The organism is Chlamydia gallinacea 08-1274/3 (genome assembly GCF_000471025.2).
Taxonomy (GTDB): Bacteria; Chlamydiota; Chlamydiia; order Chlamydiales; family Chlamydiaceae; genus Chlamydia; species Chlamydia gallinacea.
The window spans coordinates 110681-124449 of the sequence record NZ_CP015840.1; the positions used below are offsets into that span (position 1 = coordinate 110681).

The following is a 13769-nucleotide window of genomic DNA, read 5'->3' on the forward strand; positions in this document are numbered from 1 at the left end:
CTATGCAACAAGGAACACGCTATCCCACTCTAGCTTTTCACACAGGAGGGACCGGAGAATCTGACGATGGGATTCCCCCACAACCGTTTGAAACTTTTTGCTACGATTCTGCTTTATTACAAGCGAAAATTGAAAATTTCAATGTTGTTCCTTATACCTCCGTATTACCTAAAGAACTATTTGGGAATATTGTTCCCGTAGATCAATGTGTAAAATCTTTCAAACATGGGGCTGTCCTTGAAGTTATCATGGCAGGACATGGAGCAGATACCACAAGCGGAACTCATGCAATTGCTACTGGCATAGGTATTTGTTGGGGACAAGATAAAGATGGGAATCTTATTGGAGGTTGGGCTGCGGAGTATGTAGAATTTTTCCCTACATGGATAAATGATGAAATTGCAGAATCCCATGCAAAAATGTGGTTGAAAAAATCTCTTCAACACGAATTAGATTTACGTTCCGTTGTGAAACATAGTGAATTTCAATATTTTCATAACTATATCAACATTAAGAAAAAATATGGATTTTCATTAACCGCACTAGGATTTCTAAACTTTGAATATGCAGATCCCGTTACCATTAAGTAAGGAGAGTTCATGATTTCCTACAAAAAGAACTCTAAGAAAAATCTAGGGATTCTTGCCTTAGCAGGTATGGTAGTGAGTTCCATGATTGGAGGAGGGATTTTCAGTCTTCCTCAAAATATGTCAGCTTCATCAGGAGCAGGAGCCATTATTTTCGCATGGATTCTTACAGGCATAGGCATGTTCTTTCTCGCCAATACTTTTAAAATTCTTGCCTTAGTACGTCCTGATCTAACTACAGGAATCTACATGTATAGTCGTGAGGGTTTCGGTCCTTATATAGGATTTACTATCGGTTGGGGATACTGGCTTTGTCAGATATTTGGTAATGTGGGTTATGCTGTCATGACCATGGACGCTCTTAATTACTTCTTCCCTCCCTATTTCCAAGGAGGAAACACTCCTCTTGCCATTTTAGGAGGGTCAGTCCTGATCTGGGTATTCAATTTCATCGTCCTTAAAGGTGTTCGTCAAGCTTCATTCATCAATATTATTGGAACTATATGTAAATTGGTTCCACTAATTATTTTTATAATTATTACTGCTTTCTTTTTTAAATTATCCATTTTCAAAACTGACTTCTGGGGAAATACAGCAACAGCGACGCAACCTGCATTAGGCCCAATTTCTAGCCAATTAAAAAGCACCATGCTTGTTACTTTATGGGCATTTATTGGTATTGAAGGGGCTGTTGTCATGTCTGACAGAGCACAAAGTGCTTCTGATGTTGGGAAAGCCACCCTGCTAGGATTCTTAGGATGTTTATGCATTTACATCTTACTCTCTCTACTACCTTTCGGCTCCTTATCTCAATACCAACTATCCCGAATTCCTAATCCTTCTACAGCCGGGATACTCCATATCCTCGTAGGAAAATGGGGAGAAGTGTTGATGAATATTGGCTTGCTCATAGCTATATTATCTAGTTGGCTATCTTGGACAATGATTGTGGCTGAAATTCCCTATTCTGCAGCAAAAAATGGAACCTTCCCTGAAGTCTTTGCTTTAGAGAATGCTTATCACTCTCCTAAGGTATCCCTATATGTGACTAGTGCTCTAATGCAAATCGTCATGCTGCTCGTTTACTTTTCTGCAGATGCTTGGAATACTATGCTGAGCATCACGGGAGTTATGGTTCTCCCTGCCTACCTCTCTAGTGCAGCTTTCTTAGTGAAGTTTAGTCGAAATAAGGATTACCCTAAGAAAAGTCCCATAAAATCTAGAGCAGCAATGTTTACAGGAATGATTGGAGTTCTTTATTCCATCTGGCTTTTATATGCTGGAGGTTTGGATTACTTATTGATGGCCATTATTCTTTTAGCTTTAGGAATTCCTTTTTACATAGAATCTGGGAAAAAGAATCATCATGCAAAAACTTTTTTTTCAAAAAAAGAAATCGTAAAAATCACAATCATTACGTTGCTTGCTTTACTAGCAATATTTCTATTTTCTACGGGGAAAATTCGTTTTTAATTCCCTATTCCTCCAGAGAAGGGAGATTCTCTCCCCTCTCATTTCCTTTTGCTTATATTCCCCTCTGTTCTTTAATGCGCTATTCTCTTATTCTCAGGAAAGAAGATGGGAAAAATTGGACTTAGCCCCTAAGTAAGGTAAATCTATGCGTATAGCGGTTTTAGGAGCAGGATATGCAGGGCTTTCTGTAACCTGGCATTTACTACTGCACTCTCAAGGAACAGCCACTATCGATCTTTTTGATCCTGTTCCTATAAGCCTGGGAGCCTCGGGATTATCCTCAGGCCTTCTTCATGCCTTTACAGGGAAGAAAGCCATTAAACCTCCTCATGCGGACTTAGGAATTACCACGACACACAGCCTAATTACAGAAGCTAGCAAAGCTTTGAATATTCCTATTGTCCTGTCGAATGGCATTATTCGTCCTGCTAGGGATGGAGAACAAGCAGAGATATTCATGAAACGAGCAGAGGAATTCCCTCTTGAATTAGAGTGGTGGGAACAAGCCCGCTGTGAAATGACAGTACCCGGCATGGTTGCCCATCTAGGTGCTCTATTTATTAAAAATGGAATCACGATTAATAATCATGCGTATATTCACGGTCTTTGGGATGCTTGTGCAAATCTTGGAACACAATTTTATGATGAGCTAATTGAAAATCTTGAAGACATTCGAGAATTTTACGACCACATTATTATCACTCCCGGAGCTAATGCACAAAATCTTCCTGAACTCCAGCATCTTCCCTTATCCAGTGTTAAAGGACAAATTGTGGAAATCTCTTGGCCTCAAGATATTCCCGTGCCACAATTCAGCATTAATGGTCATAAATATATCGTAGCTAATACAGAAAAACATACGTGTATCTTAGGAGCCACTTTTGAACATAACCAACCCGAAGCAGTTCCTGATCATACAGTTGCTTATAACGACATTATGCCCCCCGTACTCTCTCTATTCCCCGGTTTGCAAAACGCAGAAATATTAAATTACTATGCAGGCATGCGCTCGTCAAGTGCTACGCGCCTACCCATTATTAGCCGAATAAAAGACAACCTTTGGTTTTTAGGTGGATTAGGATCCAAAGGTCTCCTTTATCACGGACTTACTGGAGATATGCTTGCTCAGGCAGTATTAAAACAATCCACAGCCTATATTGCTAAGGAATTCCTCTTTACTTCTTCGTAAGAGCTTTATTTGCCGGCATGTGTTTAGCCACATAAAAATCAAATGAAAAATTAAAGAAAAATGCTACAGCCGGAGTCAAAATAAACGCTACAGGAATAATCAAAACCAGTATCTCTACTAAAAATGCTCTCGTATGTATATCAGACAAACCAACTAAATATGACATCAAATAAAAAGAATCTAATGCTAACCAACTACTCAATACTAAAGGAAGCGCAGCTATAATAAATCCCAGACACTGATTTAAAATATTGCCATAAAAACAATGAATCAACTTCATATAGTCCGTGCTGTCTTGATCATTAAGAGCCGGAATACAGAAAAATAAAGAAACAAAAGCTCCTAAAAATAACAATATCAAAACCGTGGACGCTATATAAGGAACAAAAATAAATAATGTGTGGAAACACTTCCCAATCCAGGGTAATGAACTTAAAAATGCAGAAAATACAATAATAGCACTAATAACAACCATGCCAAGGAAAAATGGCATAGATACTAATAAAGAAAGCCATAAAGACCTCCAGTTACTATAAAATGCCTTCCTGAGTTTCCCTATTTCTCCAAGAGACTCTTGTTTTAAAAGAGAATGCACAATCACTGCAGAAGCACAAATAATACTAAAAGAAGAAAAAAAGGAACCTAAGCCTAATGTAGGTAATGAAAGGTCGTGAGCAATATGTGCGCATAACTTTAATAACACGGCAAAAACAATACCAAAACAACATAGGCTAGAAAAAATAAAAAAGAACCTCTGTTTATTAAAAATTTTCTTAAAAGCATTTTGGCTTAAAACATCAAAAGGCTGCGTCATAATCACCCCATAAAAGCACTCTATAACAAAGATACACTAGATTTTTCTTGAAGAATCTCATCTAAAGATATTTGAATTTTATTTTTTATAAAGGCGTCCCAAGGCAATCCAGGAATAATTTCATAATCACCAGAAGGTAACATACGACATGGGAAGCCAAAAACGACATCTTCAGGAATGCCATAAGGATTATAATCAGAACAGACACCAGAAGAAAACCATTCCCCATCTTGAGGTTGAAAAATAGAACGTGCCGCCTCGGCCAATGCACGTGCTGCTGACGCTGCTGAAGACTTACCTCGAGCTTCAATAACAGCACTTCCTCGATTTTGAATAGAAGGAAGCATAATATTTTCTAACCAATCACGATCATTAATGACCTCAACAGCTGGACGACCAGAAATTAGTGCCTGAGTAAAGTCTGGAACCTGTTTAGCTGAATGATTTCCCCAAATAACAGCATGAGAAACTTCATCCAAGGAAACTTCGGCACGATGTGCCAATGCAGAATGCATACGATTTTGATCTAAACGCAACATAGCATGAAAGTTCTTCCTACTTAATTTTGGAGCATGACTCATAGCAATCCAACAGTTAGTATTCACAGGATTGCCAACAACAAAAACTTTTGCACTACGCTTAGCAGAAGTATTTAATACAGAGCCTTGAATAGAAAAAATTTCCCCATTTTTCTTCAAAAGGTCCGAACGTTCCATACCAGGACCACGAGGAGCTGCTCCAATAAGAAATGCAACGTCAATACCATCAAAAGCATCTTCTAAAGAAGTAGTTACTCGTAAAGATTGTAAGAGAGGATAGGCACAATCATCGAGCTCCATACGCACTCCAGAAAGGGCTCTCTCCATTCCGGGAAGATCATATATACGCAAATCAATGCCACAATCACTACCAAATACATCGCCATGAGCAAGAGCAAACAAAAAGCTATAAGCAATTTGTCCTGTACCTCCTGTTACGGCAACATGTACTACACGTGATAACTTCATAAATCATGACTCCCTAAACATCATTATCATCTTTAAATATACACAACCAAAAGTACTGGCATCTCTTTTAAATACCACCATGGAAAAATAAGTTAAAAGAACTCTACATTTATTTCACAGCACTTCACATCAGAATTTACAACTGATGTTTCCATTCTGTTCCTGTCACATCCTAGTTCTGCCTCTAAATCCCTAAGAAGAGCTACATTGAAAGATGAACAATAAAAACACAAGTAGGAAAGTAATTAAACGTATAAAAAAGAAAAAATTAAGAGTAGTTTACAACACCCCGATAATTCATAGCCCTAAATTCCATTACTAGCAGCCCTCTTCACCCTTATCAATATAGCCTAGGCATCCCAAAAAACATCCAGAACATATACGAATACAAAAACATAGCTTTTCATCTTGATTTAAAAAATAAGGAACGCTTGACAACAATCATCAAGATACTAACGTATCAAGGATAAGCTACACTTTAAACCTTAACCATTCAAATCTAGGTTAAAAAGCTTGAGCATGGCCTCTGCTTCAGAAAAAGCCTCTTCTGGGGATTTCCCTTGCATAATCTGCAAAATTTGTTGAGCAAGTTCTTTACCCAGAACAACTCCTTCCTGATCAAAAGAGTTAATCCCCCAACAAAAACCCTGAAATACGATTTTATGTTCGTAAAAAGCTAAAAGAGCCCCCAAAGTATAAGGTTCTAGTCTATCAGCAACTAGAAGAGATGAGGGACGGTTACCAGGGAATGTCTTATTTGGATTCGTATGGGGTTTCCCCTTAGCTAAAGCAAGCGCCTGAGCTATCATATTAGCAAAAAGTTTCTGAGAAGAACTGCTCCCCTCAAGAACACGATCCCATCCTCGTTGATTCTTACGAAAACCAATAAACTCTATAGGAGCAATATCACTACCTTGATGGAGATATTGGAAAAAGGAATGTTGGCTATTGGTCCCTACCTCGCCCCAAAGAATCGGACTTGTAGGAAAGCCAATTTTCTCCCCTGTTTGAGAAACACTTTTTCCATTGGACTCCATAGCACATTGTTGCAAATGCTCAGGGAAATGAACTAACCCTGTAGCATAAGGAACCACTACTGCCGTAGGATAACGTAGAAAATTACGATTCCAAATTCCCAGCATGGCGGACAGCATAGGAAGATTTTTATACATACGTGGTTCCAAAGCTAGTGCATCCATAGCGGCAGCGCCATGCAGGAATTGGATAAAAACATCAATGCCAAAGGCAAAGCCTAAAACCACTCCCCCAACCATAGAAGTAGAAGAGTATCTTCCTCCAATGCTATCCCACATGTGAAAAACTTCTAAGTATTTCTCTGTGGTATCCATTGGACTGCCTTCACAAGTTACAGCAATACAATGATCTCGAAACTTTAATCCCTGTTTCTCAAAATACTCAGAAATCAGTTCCTCATTCACAGCAGTTTCTAAGGTAGTCCCTGATTTAGATACCGTAACCACTAAAGTTTTAGAACAATCTATCTGCTGTAAAACTTCTGCTACATTATCAGGATCAATATTGGATACAAAATACACACGTTTATCCGAAGGATAACACCCAAGCAATGCTGTATACATAGCCTTAGGTCCTAATTCAGAACCCCCTATACCAATCTGTACCAAAGTCGTAAAAGAAGAGCGTGTCTTGATTAAAAATTTCTCCAAACGCTGAACTTCGATTTTTGACCTTAATGCAATATCTGCAGCCTCTCCCTGCAAAGGCAAATCCCTTACCCAAGCACGCGTTGCTGTATGCAAAGCAGGACGCGACTCACTAGGAAAATGATCAATATAATTCACAACTTCGCCATTTTGCATCGCTTGCATCGTCTCATGCAGACCACGCTCACTAGCTAAATCAGACAATGCTGATAAAATCCCTTCATTTACACGTTCTGTAGCATAACTTAGGGTAAATCCCTCTATAGATAGGGAGAAATTCTCTATACGCTCACGAGAAACCACACCTGGAGCAGTGAGATCCACAGGATTTATAGCTAAATCTTGCAATATCTGTGTTGAGGAGCAATCTAAAAAGCTCTTCCTATCCATGATTTACCTCATCGCTTAAAAACTACATAATTACATATACTGCAAATTATACAAGAGGAAGTTGACCCTAAATGAATATCACAAAATTTAGTAATACCATTGTAGAACAATTTATCCTTTTTTTATCTGTTGACCGCGGCCTAAGTCCAAATTCTATCTCCTCTTATCATCGAGACATTCAGCTATTTCTAAAAATTACCGCCATTACATCACCCGAAGAAATTTCACAAGATAGTGTTTGTTTTTTTGTAGAAACATTACATCAACGCAAGGAAGCAGAATCTACCCTAGCACGTCGTCTCATTGCTCTAAAAGTATTTTTCCGTTTCCTCAAGGAAGCGCGTCTCCTTTCCCACACTCCTAGAATTGAACATCCTAAAGTTTGGAAACGGCTACCTTCAGTGCTTTCCCTTAAGGAAGTCGATGCCCTTCTCCAAGTTCCAATCTCCTTGCAAATCACGCCAGCTATTGCTTCTCGTGATAGTGCAATTCTTTATACTCTGTACTCAACAGGTATCCGTGTTTCTGAACTCTGTGGATTATGTATTAGCGATGTTAGCGACAAATATATTCGCGTAACAGGCAAAGGAGAAAAAACACGCCTCATTCCCCTAGGAAGATTAGCTAACCAAGCTATAGATACTTATCTATGTTCCTTTCGTGAATATTTTCAAAAACATTCTCCAGAAGAACCCCACCTCTTTCTTTCTATAAGAGGAAAAAAACTTGAACGCTCCTGTGTATGGAGAAGAATCCATTACTACGCTAAACAGGTTACCCACAAACGTGTATCCCCTCACTCCTTAAGGCACGCTTTTGCTACCCATCTACTAAATAATAAAGCTGATCTCCGCGTTATTCAAGAAATGCTTGGTCATGCTTGTATTGCTTCTACAGAAGTCTATACCCATGTGGCTGCTGACTCTTTAATGCAAAATTTTCTGACCTACCACCCGCGTAATAATCCTTAATCACAATAATAAAAAAATACGCCGTTCTCTAAACGAGAATAACATTCTTCCTTGCCATTTGCTGTCGCGCTAGACCCAAAGGTGTCTGGATAATAATATCCGTAGTCATAGGGATAATAAAAACTATAGGGAGGGACATCACCCCGCTCGTGAAACTGTAATCCCGTAACTGGAATCACTCGAGCAGAAGAATTAAACTCTAAAACTTGAGGATTTCCTCCGAAAACCGGGGAGAAGCAAGAACCTAGACAACAAACAACCAATACCTTCAGGATTTTGTTCATAAAATCCACCCAAAAAAATCCAAAAATTCCAGTCTTTATTTTACTATGAATGAGGAATTTTATGATTTTCCAGAGAAGGATAACAGTGAAATGCCCAGGATAGGACTTGAACCTACATGCCGCAAAGCACTGGATCCTAAATCCAGCGTGTCTACCAATTTCACCACCTGGGCGCAAACGATTTCAAAATGAACAACTTGCTTCCATAATTGTGGTCACAATATTTGTTTTTGTAAATAAAAAACCCAGAATAGAAACCTCTCTCCTGTAGGCTATCTAAACCTCTGATAATCAAACTTGCAGGAAAATAAGGTTTTTTATAATTTTCCTCCTGTTTAGTCTCTATAAAGTTTTTGCTCCAACGTAATTTTAGTATGAATACCCCCTTGCCCTCTGCCGTTCCTTCTACGAATGTGACATTAAAAGAAGACGCATCTTCTTTGGGAGGACCTTCTACTGCTAGTAGTAATGTATTGAAAACGGTAGCGGGAGATGTAACTCTCTCCTTACTCCCATCGGAAAACCTAAATTCCTCATCCTTAAACTCTTTAAATCAGATAGCCTTTGCTCAGATCTTTGGAGAAACACTCCCCCTACCTTTCCAGGAACCTTGCTCACATAGCCTAGTATTCTTGTCTCCTGAACTTGTTGAAATTGAAATCCAACTTGCAGAACTATTACACACCCTAGAAACTATGGAAACTGTGGAGACGCAAACCAATGAGGTTTCGCAACCAAAAGTTAATATTCATCCAAGGCATGCTTCTTCTACACCCACATCAATGACCGGGAAAAAACAGGTTGCCCCATCCCCCAAGGAAACACCAAAGTCTGCCTCACGAAAAGATTTGACCTCTCCTATAACATCATCTAAAACCTCGGCATCTACTTCTCCTACCTTAGCTTCTTTCCCCTTACGCCAGGCCTCCACTCTCCTTAAGCTTCCTTCTCCTCAGCTACCACGCACACAAAAAGAAAGTGATCAGCAGGGGTCTATAAAAACCTCTACTATGTCCTCAGCGCTTGCAGAAAAGAAATACGAAGCTATTTGCACAACAAAATCCCAGGAATCTCAACAAAACCAAGAACATAAAGAGAATAAACACAAGCAACATCAAGAACAACAAGAAGATAATGAGCAAGAGGAGCACCAGAATAAAAAGAACTCTCAGTCAAAGATTACCATTGAAGAAAGTTCTCTAAATCTCTCCATTAGTCACTTGCGCTATGCTGCAGATATGCGCCAAACATCACGGGACTCGCAAAAGGAAAAAGGAAAAATTTGCCAGAAAAAAGCTCCATCTCCAATGGCTCTTTTTACTACTAAATCATCTTCTTCAGAGTTCCAACCCCTACAGACCCCAAAAATCGAAAATGTATTTATTAGTTTCATGCAACTAATGGCGCGTATCTTAGGTCAAGCAGAAGCAGAAGCTCATGAGTTATATCTTCGTGTTAAAGAACGTACAGATAATGTAGACAAACTCACCCTATTACTTTCAAAAATTAACACAGAAAAAGGAGATATCAACTGGGAAAAAGATGCGGAAATGAAAGCTCTTGTAGATCAAGTAAAACAACTCGGGGTAACCATAGACACTGCTACGTATTGTTGGTCTGAAGAAGAAAAGAAACTTCTTAAAGAAAATATTCAAATGCGTAAAGAAAACATGGAAAAAATTACACAACTGGAGCGTACGGATATGCAAAGACACTTGCAGGAAGTTTCTCAATGCCATCAAGCACGTTCTAATGTCTTGAAGCTACTTAAAGAACTCATGGATACTTTTATTTATAATTTACGACCATGACATCTTATTTAAATTATTTATTAGAAAAAATTGCCTCTTCTCATAAGGAAGACTATCCCTTTCCCGATGATCTAGAAAGTTATCTTTCGGGATACATTCCGAATAAAGACATTCCCTTAGATACTTATCAAAAAGTGTTTAAGATATCCGCAGAGGATTTAGAACGCGTGTATAAGGAAGGCTATACTGCTTATTTAAATCAACAATATGAAGAAAGTAGTACTATTTTTCGTTGGCTTGTTTTTTTTAACCCTTTTGTTTCTAAATTTTGGTTTTCTTTAGGGGCTTCTTTGCATATGCGTACGTTGTATTCTGAAGCTTTACATGCGTATGGAGTCACTGCGATTCTCAGAGAAAAAGATCCTTATCCTCATTATTATGCCTACATTTGCTATACTCTGATGGACAAACCTCAAGAAGCAGATAAAGCTTTAGAACTTGCTTGGCAACGCGTGAAACATCATCATGCGTACCAAGATCTCAAAGCAGAAATTCTACATATAAAAAATCTTACCTAATCCTAAAGTTATGTCATCTTGGTTAGCACAATCTACGGAAATCCTATTAAATCAAATGCCTTCTGCTCCCTCTTGTCCTGAACCTTGCGCAAATACATCTGGGATAAAGTATTCTATTACTCTAGCTAAAGACACTACGATGCTACCTCCAGCACAATTTCTTATTCCTATAAGGAAGATAGCAAATACATATCACTCCTCTTTGATGAAAATAAACAAACAACTTTTCCCAGCGACGACTAGAGAAAAAATTTTGAACTTTGGTAGTTCTATAAATTCCCAATTACCAAAAAAGAGCAATGCTTCAGCTTCCTCTCCATGGCATCTATTTTCTCAAAATAATTCTTCTCAAGAATCCCGACTCGTCTTATTGCAAGAGTTAATAATGCCTAATCTTAAGGAGCAACATGAAGCCCAGAGTTCTCAATCTAAAGATTCTCTACCTACTCCCACACGTCCTACAGAAAAACAAGTAAATCATTCCAAAAAATTGATTCCTAAAGAAATCACCCTTAATAAAGGAAAGCCCCAAGAAGAGTATACTAAAGAAAAAATACAATCTAAGCGGTATGCTCAACTGAAAGAAAATAATGAACTACAAAAACAAAAAGAAGAGAAACTCTCTTTAAAATTCTTCCAAGAAAAATATAGTAAAGGATTATCGCAGGATGAACATTCGAGAAAACAACAACATCAAGAATGTTTCTTTAAAAAAATCCAAAAAAGAAAAAAAGAACGAGCTTCTGCTATTGTTCCTATTATTACTCCTCCTAGTATTGGTGTATTTACCCTAAGTTACTTATTAACAAAACAAGGTATCTTATCTGATTTTGCTGCCTATGCTTCCTATAAGGATTCTATAGAATATACACAGAAAGAACTTAACGCCACTCATGAAGAACGCATTAAACACATCAAACAGTCTATAGAACGAGAAAAACAAGAAGCTCGTTGGGGAACTCTACTACAAATTGTCGAGTGGATCTCTCCATGGATCAGTGTATGCATCGGTATAGTCGCTGTAACATCAGGAGGGGGTGTATTTTCTAGTCTAGCCCTGATCAGCGGATTAATCATTCTAGCTATCACACTCGTAGACCAACTCAACGGTTGGGAACGATTAGAAAGGTTCTTACCAGGACAAAATAAAAAACTTAAACATTCGATTTTACATACAGTAAAAATCTCTCTATACATCATTGCTACGATCCTGTCACTAGCAGCATTAAGAATCGAACGCCTAGGCTTCTCACCAATTATTGAAGGAGCTATGCGAGGTATTAGTCCTGCACTAGAAGGCGCTTTAGGAACAATACGTGGAGCCATGTTATGGATTCGCGCGCGCTTATTTAAAGTAAAAGCCCGTCTTTCTCAATTAGAACTTACCATTGAAATTCTCAATATTGAACGTGATAGTTATATGGAGAGCAATCAAGAATTACTAGAAAATCTTCATGATTCTTTCGAAAATCTCTCTCGCGTGCTACAGTTATGCAGAGAAATGGATAGAATATTTCTAGAATCTTTCAGATAAACTTCTAAGGAAAATCATGTCAGTTTGTTGTTCCTCAACTACTCGGGTAAATCCAGAAGAAGCCGACCTGACGAATGCAACTCTAGAGTCTGCACAACAAGAAGAAGTTTCTTCAATAACAACAGAAATTAGCGCTGCAAGTGATCAACAACTTGCGATTGTACGCTCCCTATCCGAGAGCTGTCTGAGCTTATTAAATCAAAACGGGTCAACATTTCTACAATTTATGGGTAAGGCCTTACCTAACCCCACAGAAGTCCTCACAGCAAAAACAGGAATGATGGTGAAATCTCAATCATTACCTACATTAAAAACTCATGAATCTTCAAATGTATTTTCTTCACAGGATAATCACCCAGCTAAACAATCACAACCATCATCAACTACGCAAACAACAATAAAAGAACAGCATGCCTCCACCCCTACATTCTCTTCATGCTTAGCCCCAAAAACAGCAAGTCCAGAAAAAATAGTAACCCTTACCTTGCATCTCCCTAAATCACAAGAAAATCATTCTTCAAGTCCGATAAACTCATCACTGACTTTCTGTCAGACGTCACTTGCTGTGCCTACTTACAACAAAACAACTATAAAAACACAAAGTTCTCGAGAGCATACGCCATCTCTTCCCAAGGAGCCTACTAAATCACTAACAACACAACAAAAATCCTTATTATCTCCTCTCAGTCCTATGGCGCTATTTAGCGACCTACAAAAAGAAACTCCAATATTGCGTTCTGACATAAAACCGCAAGATAAAGAAAAAGAAGGAAGGGGAGAACATGGAAACCAAGAGCACCAAGAGCACAAACAACATAAACAAAAGGAAGATATGCGTATTGGCGAACTGACTTCCTCTGGTTGTTCGATTCAATATACGTATTCTCCTATGCTTCCAGATGCAATTATTGATTTTGCTCTTTCTGAATCCCAATTAAGTTCTTTAATGCGTATGCGAGTATCCCATTTAGATATTCTGCGTATTTGCGCTGAAATTATGAAGCTCATGTTAAATAGCCGCGAACAAGATTCTCTTGCCCGCTTAGAAGCAAGGAAGCACCTAATAGAAAAAGCAAAAGAGTTAGTAGAAAGTTATGAAAATCAAGCAAAACTTACTCAGTGGCTAGGGGTAGCAACTGCCACCTTAGGCATCATAAGCGCTGCGTCCCCCTTAGTAGGTGAAGTTTCTGGTGATCGTATTTTAGAATTTCTTCAGAAAAACATGGGTCTATTTAAAAACGCTTCATCAAAAACCTTCTTTAAAAGTGCTGGGAAAATCTGTTCCTCACTGTCTCAGCTCACTGAGGCCTCCTCCAAAATTTATGAACTAAAAGAAACAGCATCACGTACATTTGCAGAAAATTACAAAGAGATCTTTAGAATAGAGCATGACGAAATCACACGATCAATTGAAGAAGTAAAAGATCATTGGAAAAATATGGATAACTTCCTATTACAAATACTACAAACAGAGCATGATGCTATTCGCAGCCTATACCAATAGGTACT

Annotated in this window: 12 protein-coding genes and 1 tRNA gene; 8 read left to right on the forward strand and 5 right to left on the reverse strand. The window is 38.4% G+C overall.

Features of this window, described 5'->3' with window-relative positions; all coding sequences use genetic code 11:
* The first annotated feature begins 2 nt into the window (after positions 1–2).
* From aaxB to M787_RS00510, 3 genes are all read left to right on the forward strand, one after another.
* Complete coding sequence (aaxB, locus tag M787_RS00500) at positions 3–590, forward strand: pyruvoyl-dependent arginine decarboxylase AaxB (RefSeq protein WP_021828513.1); 588 nt, start codon at positions 3–5, stop codon at positions 588–590.
* A 9-nt stretch (positions 591–599) separates the two neighbouring features.
* Positions 600–2060: an arginine/agmatine antiporter AaxC gene (aaxC, locus tag M787_RS00505; RefSeq protein ID WP_021828514.1), complete on the forward strand. Its 1461-nt coding sequence runs from the start codon at positions 600–602 to the stop codon at positions 2058–2060.
* Between the two features lie 145 nt (positions 2061–2205).
* The gene (locus M787_RS00510) at positions 2206–3249 is read left to right on the forward strand and encodes an FAD-dependent oxidoreductase (protein ID WP_021828515.1); all 1044 of its coding nucleotides are present in this window, start codon (positions 2206–2208) and stop codon (positions 3247–3249) included.
* Here the strand turns inward: M787_RS00510 and M787_RS00515 are convergent.
* The 3 genes from M787_RS00515 to M787_RS00525 all read right to left on the reverse strand — a co-directional run bounded on the left by M787_RS00515 (position 3236) and on the right by M787_RS00525 (position 7142).
* Entirely contained in the window at positions 3236–4063 is an 828-nt protein-coding gene (locus M787_RS00515; protein WP_021828516.1) for a hypothetical protein, read from the reverse strand. The genes M787_RS00510 and M787_RS00515 overlap by 14 nt on opposite strands.
* A gap of 20 nt (positions 4064–4083) precedes the next feature.
* Positions 4084–5070, reverse strand: coding sequence for a malate dehydrogenase (locus M787_RS00520; protein WP_021828517.1), 987 nt, complete (start codon positions 5068–5070; stop codon positions 4084–4086).
* Between the two features lie 485 nt (positions 5071–5555).
* The gene (locus tag M787_RS00525; protein ID WP_021828518.1) at positions 5556–7142 is read right to left on the reverse strand and encodes a glucose-6-phosphate isomerase; all 1587 of its coding nucleotides are present in this window, start codon (positions 7140–7142) and stop codon (positions 5556–5558) included.
* 71 nt (positions 7143–7213) lie between these two features.
* Here M787_RS00525 and M787_RS00530 point away from each other — a divergent pair, with 71 nt between their 5' ends.
* Positions 7214–8113: a site-specific tyrosine recombinase XerD gene (locus M787_RS00530; RefSeq protein WP_021828519.1), complete on the forward strand. Its 900-nt coding sequence runs from the start codon at positions 7214–7216 to the stop codon at positions 8111–8113.
* Here the strand turns inward: M787_RS00530 and M787_RS00535 are convergent.
* Together M787_RS00535 and M787_RS00540 are read right to left on the reverse strand one after the other, a co-directional pair.
* Positions 8110–8397 (reverse strand): hypothetical protein, encoded by a 288-nt coding sequence (locus tag M787_RS00535; RefSeq protein ID WP_021828520.1) that lies wholly within the window; start codon positions 8395–8397, stop codon positions 8110–8112. The genes M787_RS00530 and M787_RS00535 overlap by 4 nt on opposite strands.
* Before the next feature lie 91 nt (positions 8398–8488).
* Positions 8489–8570, reverse strand: a tRNA-Leu gene (locus M787_RS00540).
* A gap of 201 nt (positions 8571–8771) precedes the next feature.
* Between M787_RS00540 and M787_RS00545 the strand changes: the two genes are divergently transcribed.
* The 4 genes from M787_RS00545 to M787_RS00560 are packed head-to-tail and all read left to right on the forward strand — an operon-like array spanning position 8772 to position 13764.
* The gene (locus M787_RS00545) at positions 8772–10208 is read left to right on the forward strand and encodes a hypothetical protein (protein ID WP_021828521.1); all 1437 of its coding nucleotides are present in this window, start codon (positions 8772–8774) and stop codon (positions 10206–10208) included.
* Positions 10205–10726: a SycD/LcrH family type III secretion system chaperone gene (locus M787_RS00550; protein WP_021828522.1), complete on the forward strand. Its 522-nt coding sequence runs from the start codon at positions 10205–10207 to the stop codon at positions 10724–10726. The genes M787_RS00545 and M787_RS00550 overlap by 4 nt, the downstream gene beginning before the upstream one ends.
* Positions 10727–10736: 10 nt before the next feature.
* A complete protein-coding gene (locus tag M787_RS00555) occupies positions 10737–12260 on the forward strand; it encodes a hypothetical protein (RefSeq protein WP_021828523.1) in 1524 nt (507 codons plus the stop codon).
* Positions 12261–12276: 16 nt separating this feature from the next.
* Complete coding sequence (locus M787_RS00560) at positions 12277–13764, forward strand: hypothetical protein (protein ID WP_021828524.1); 1488 nt, start codon at positions 12277–12279, stop codon at positions 13762–13764.
* Positions 13765–13769 lie beyond the last annotated feature (5 nt).

Coding starts and splice junctions, on each gene's coding strand:
- aaxB (WP_021828513.1), top strand. CDS start 3: ATGCAACAAGGAACACGCTATCCCACTCTAGCTTTTCACACAGGAGGG.
- aaxC (WP_021828514.1), top strand. CDS start 600: ATGATTTCCTACAAAAAGAACTCTAAGAAAAATCTAGGGATTCTTGCC.
- M787_RS00510 (WP_021828515.1), top strand. CDS start 2,206: ATGCGTATAGCGGTTTTAGGAGCAGGATATGCAGGGCTTTCTGTAACC.
- M787_RS00515 (WP_021828516.1), bottom strand. CDS start 4,063: ATGACGCAGCCTTTTGATGTTTTAAGCCAAAATGCTTTTAAGAAAATT.
- M787_RS00520 (WP_021828517.1), bottom strand. CDS start 5,070: ATGAAGTTATCACGTGTAGTACATGTTGCCGTAACAGGAGGTACAGGA.
- M787_RS00525 (WP_021828518.1), bottom strand. CDS start 7,142: ATGGATAGGAAGAGCTTTTTAGATTGCTCCTCAACACAGATATTGCAA.
- M787_RS00530 (WP_021828519.1), top strand. CDS start 7,214: ATGAATATCACAAAATTTAGTAATACCATTGTAGAACAATTTATCCTT.
- M787_RS00535 (WP_021828520.1), bottom strand. CDS start 8,397: ATGAACAAAATCCTGAAGGTATTGGTTGTTTGTTGTCTAGGTTCTTGC.
- M787_RS00545 (WP_021828521.1), top strand. CDS start 8,772: ATGAATACCCCCTTGCCCTCTGCCGTTCCTTCTACGAATGTGACATTA.
- M787_RS00550 (WP_021828522.1), top strand. CDS start 10,205: ATGACATCTTATTTAAATTATTTATTAGAAAAAATTGCCTCTTCTCAT.
- M787_RS00555 (WP_021828523.1), top strand. CDS start 10,737: ATGTCATCTTGGTTAGCACAATCTACGGAAATCCTATTAAATCAAATG.
- M787_RS00560 (WP_021828524.1), top strand. CDS start 12,277: ATGTCAGTTTGTTGTTCCTCAACTACTCGGGTAAATCCAGAAGAAGCC.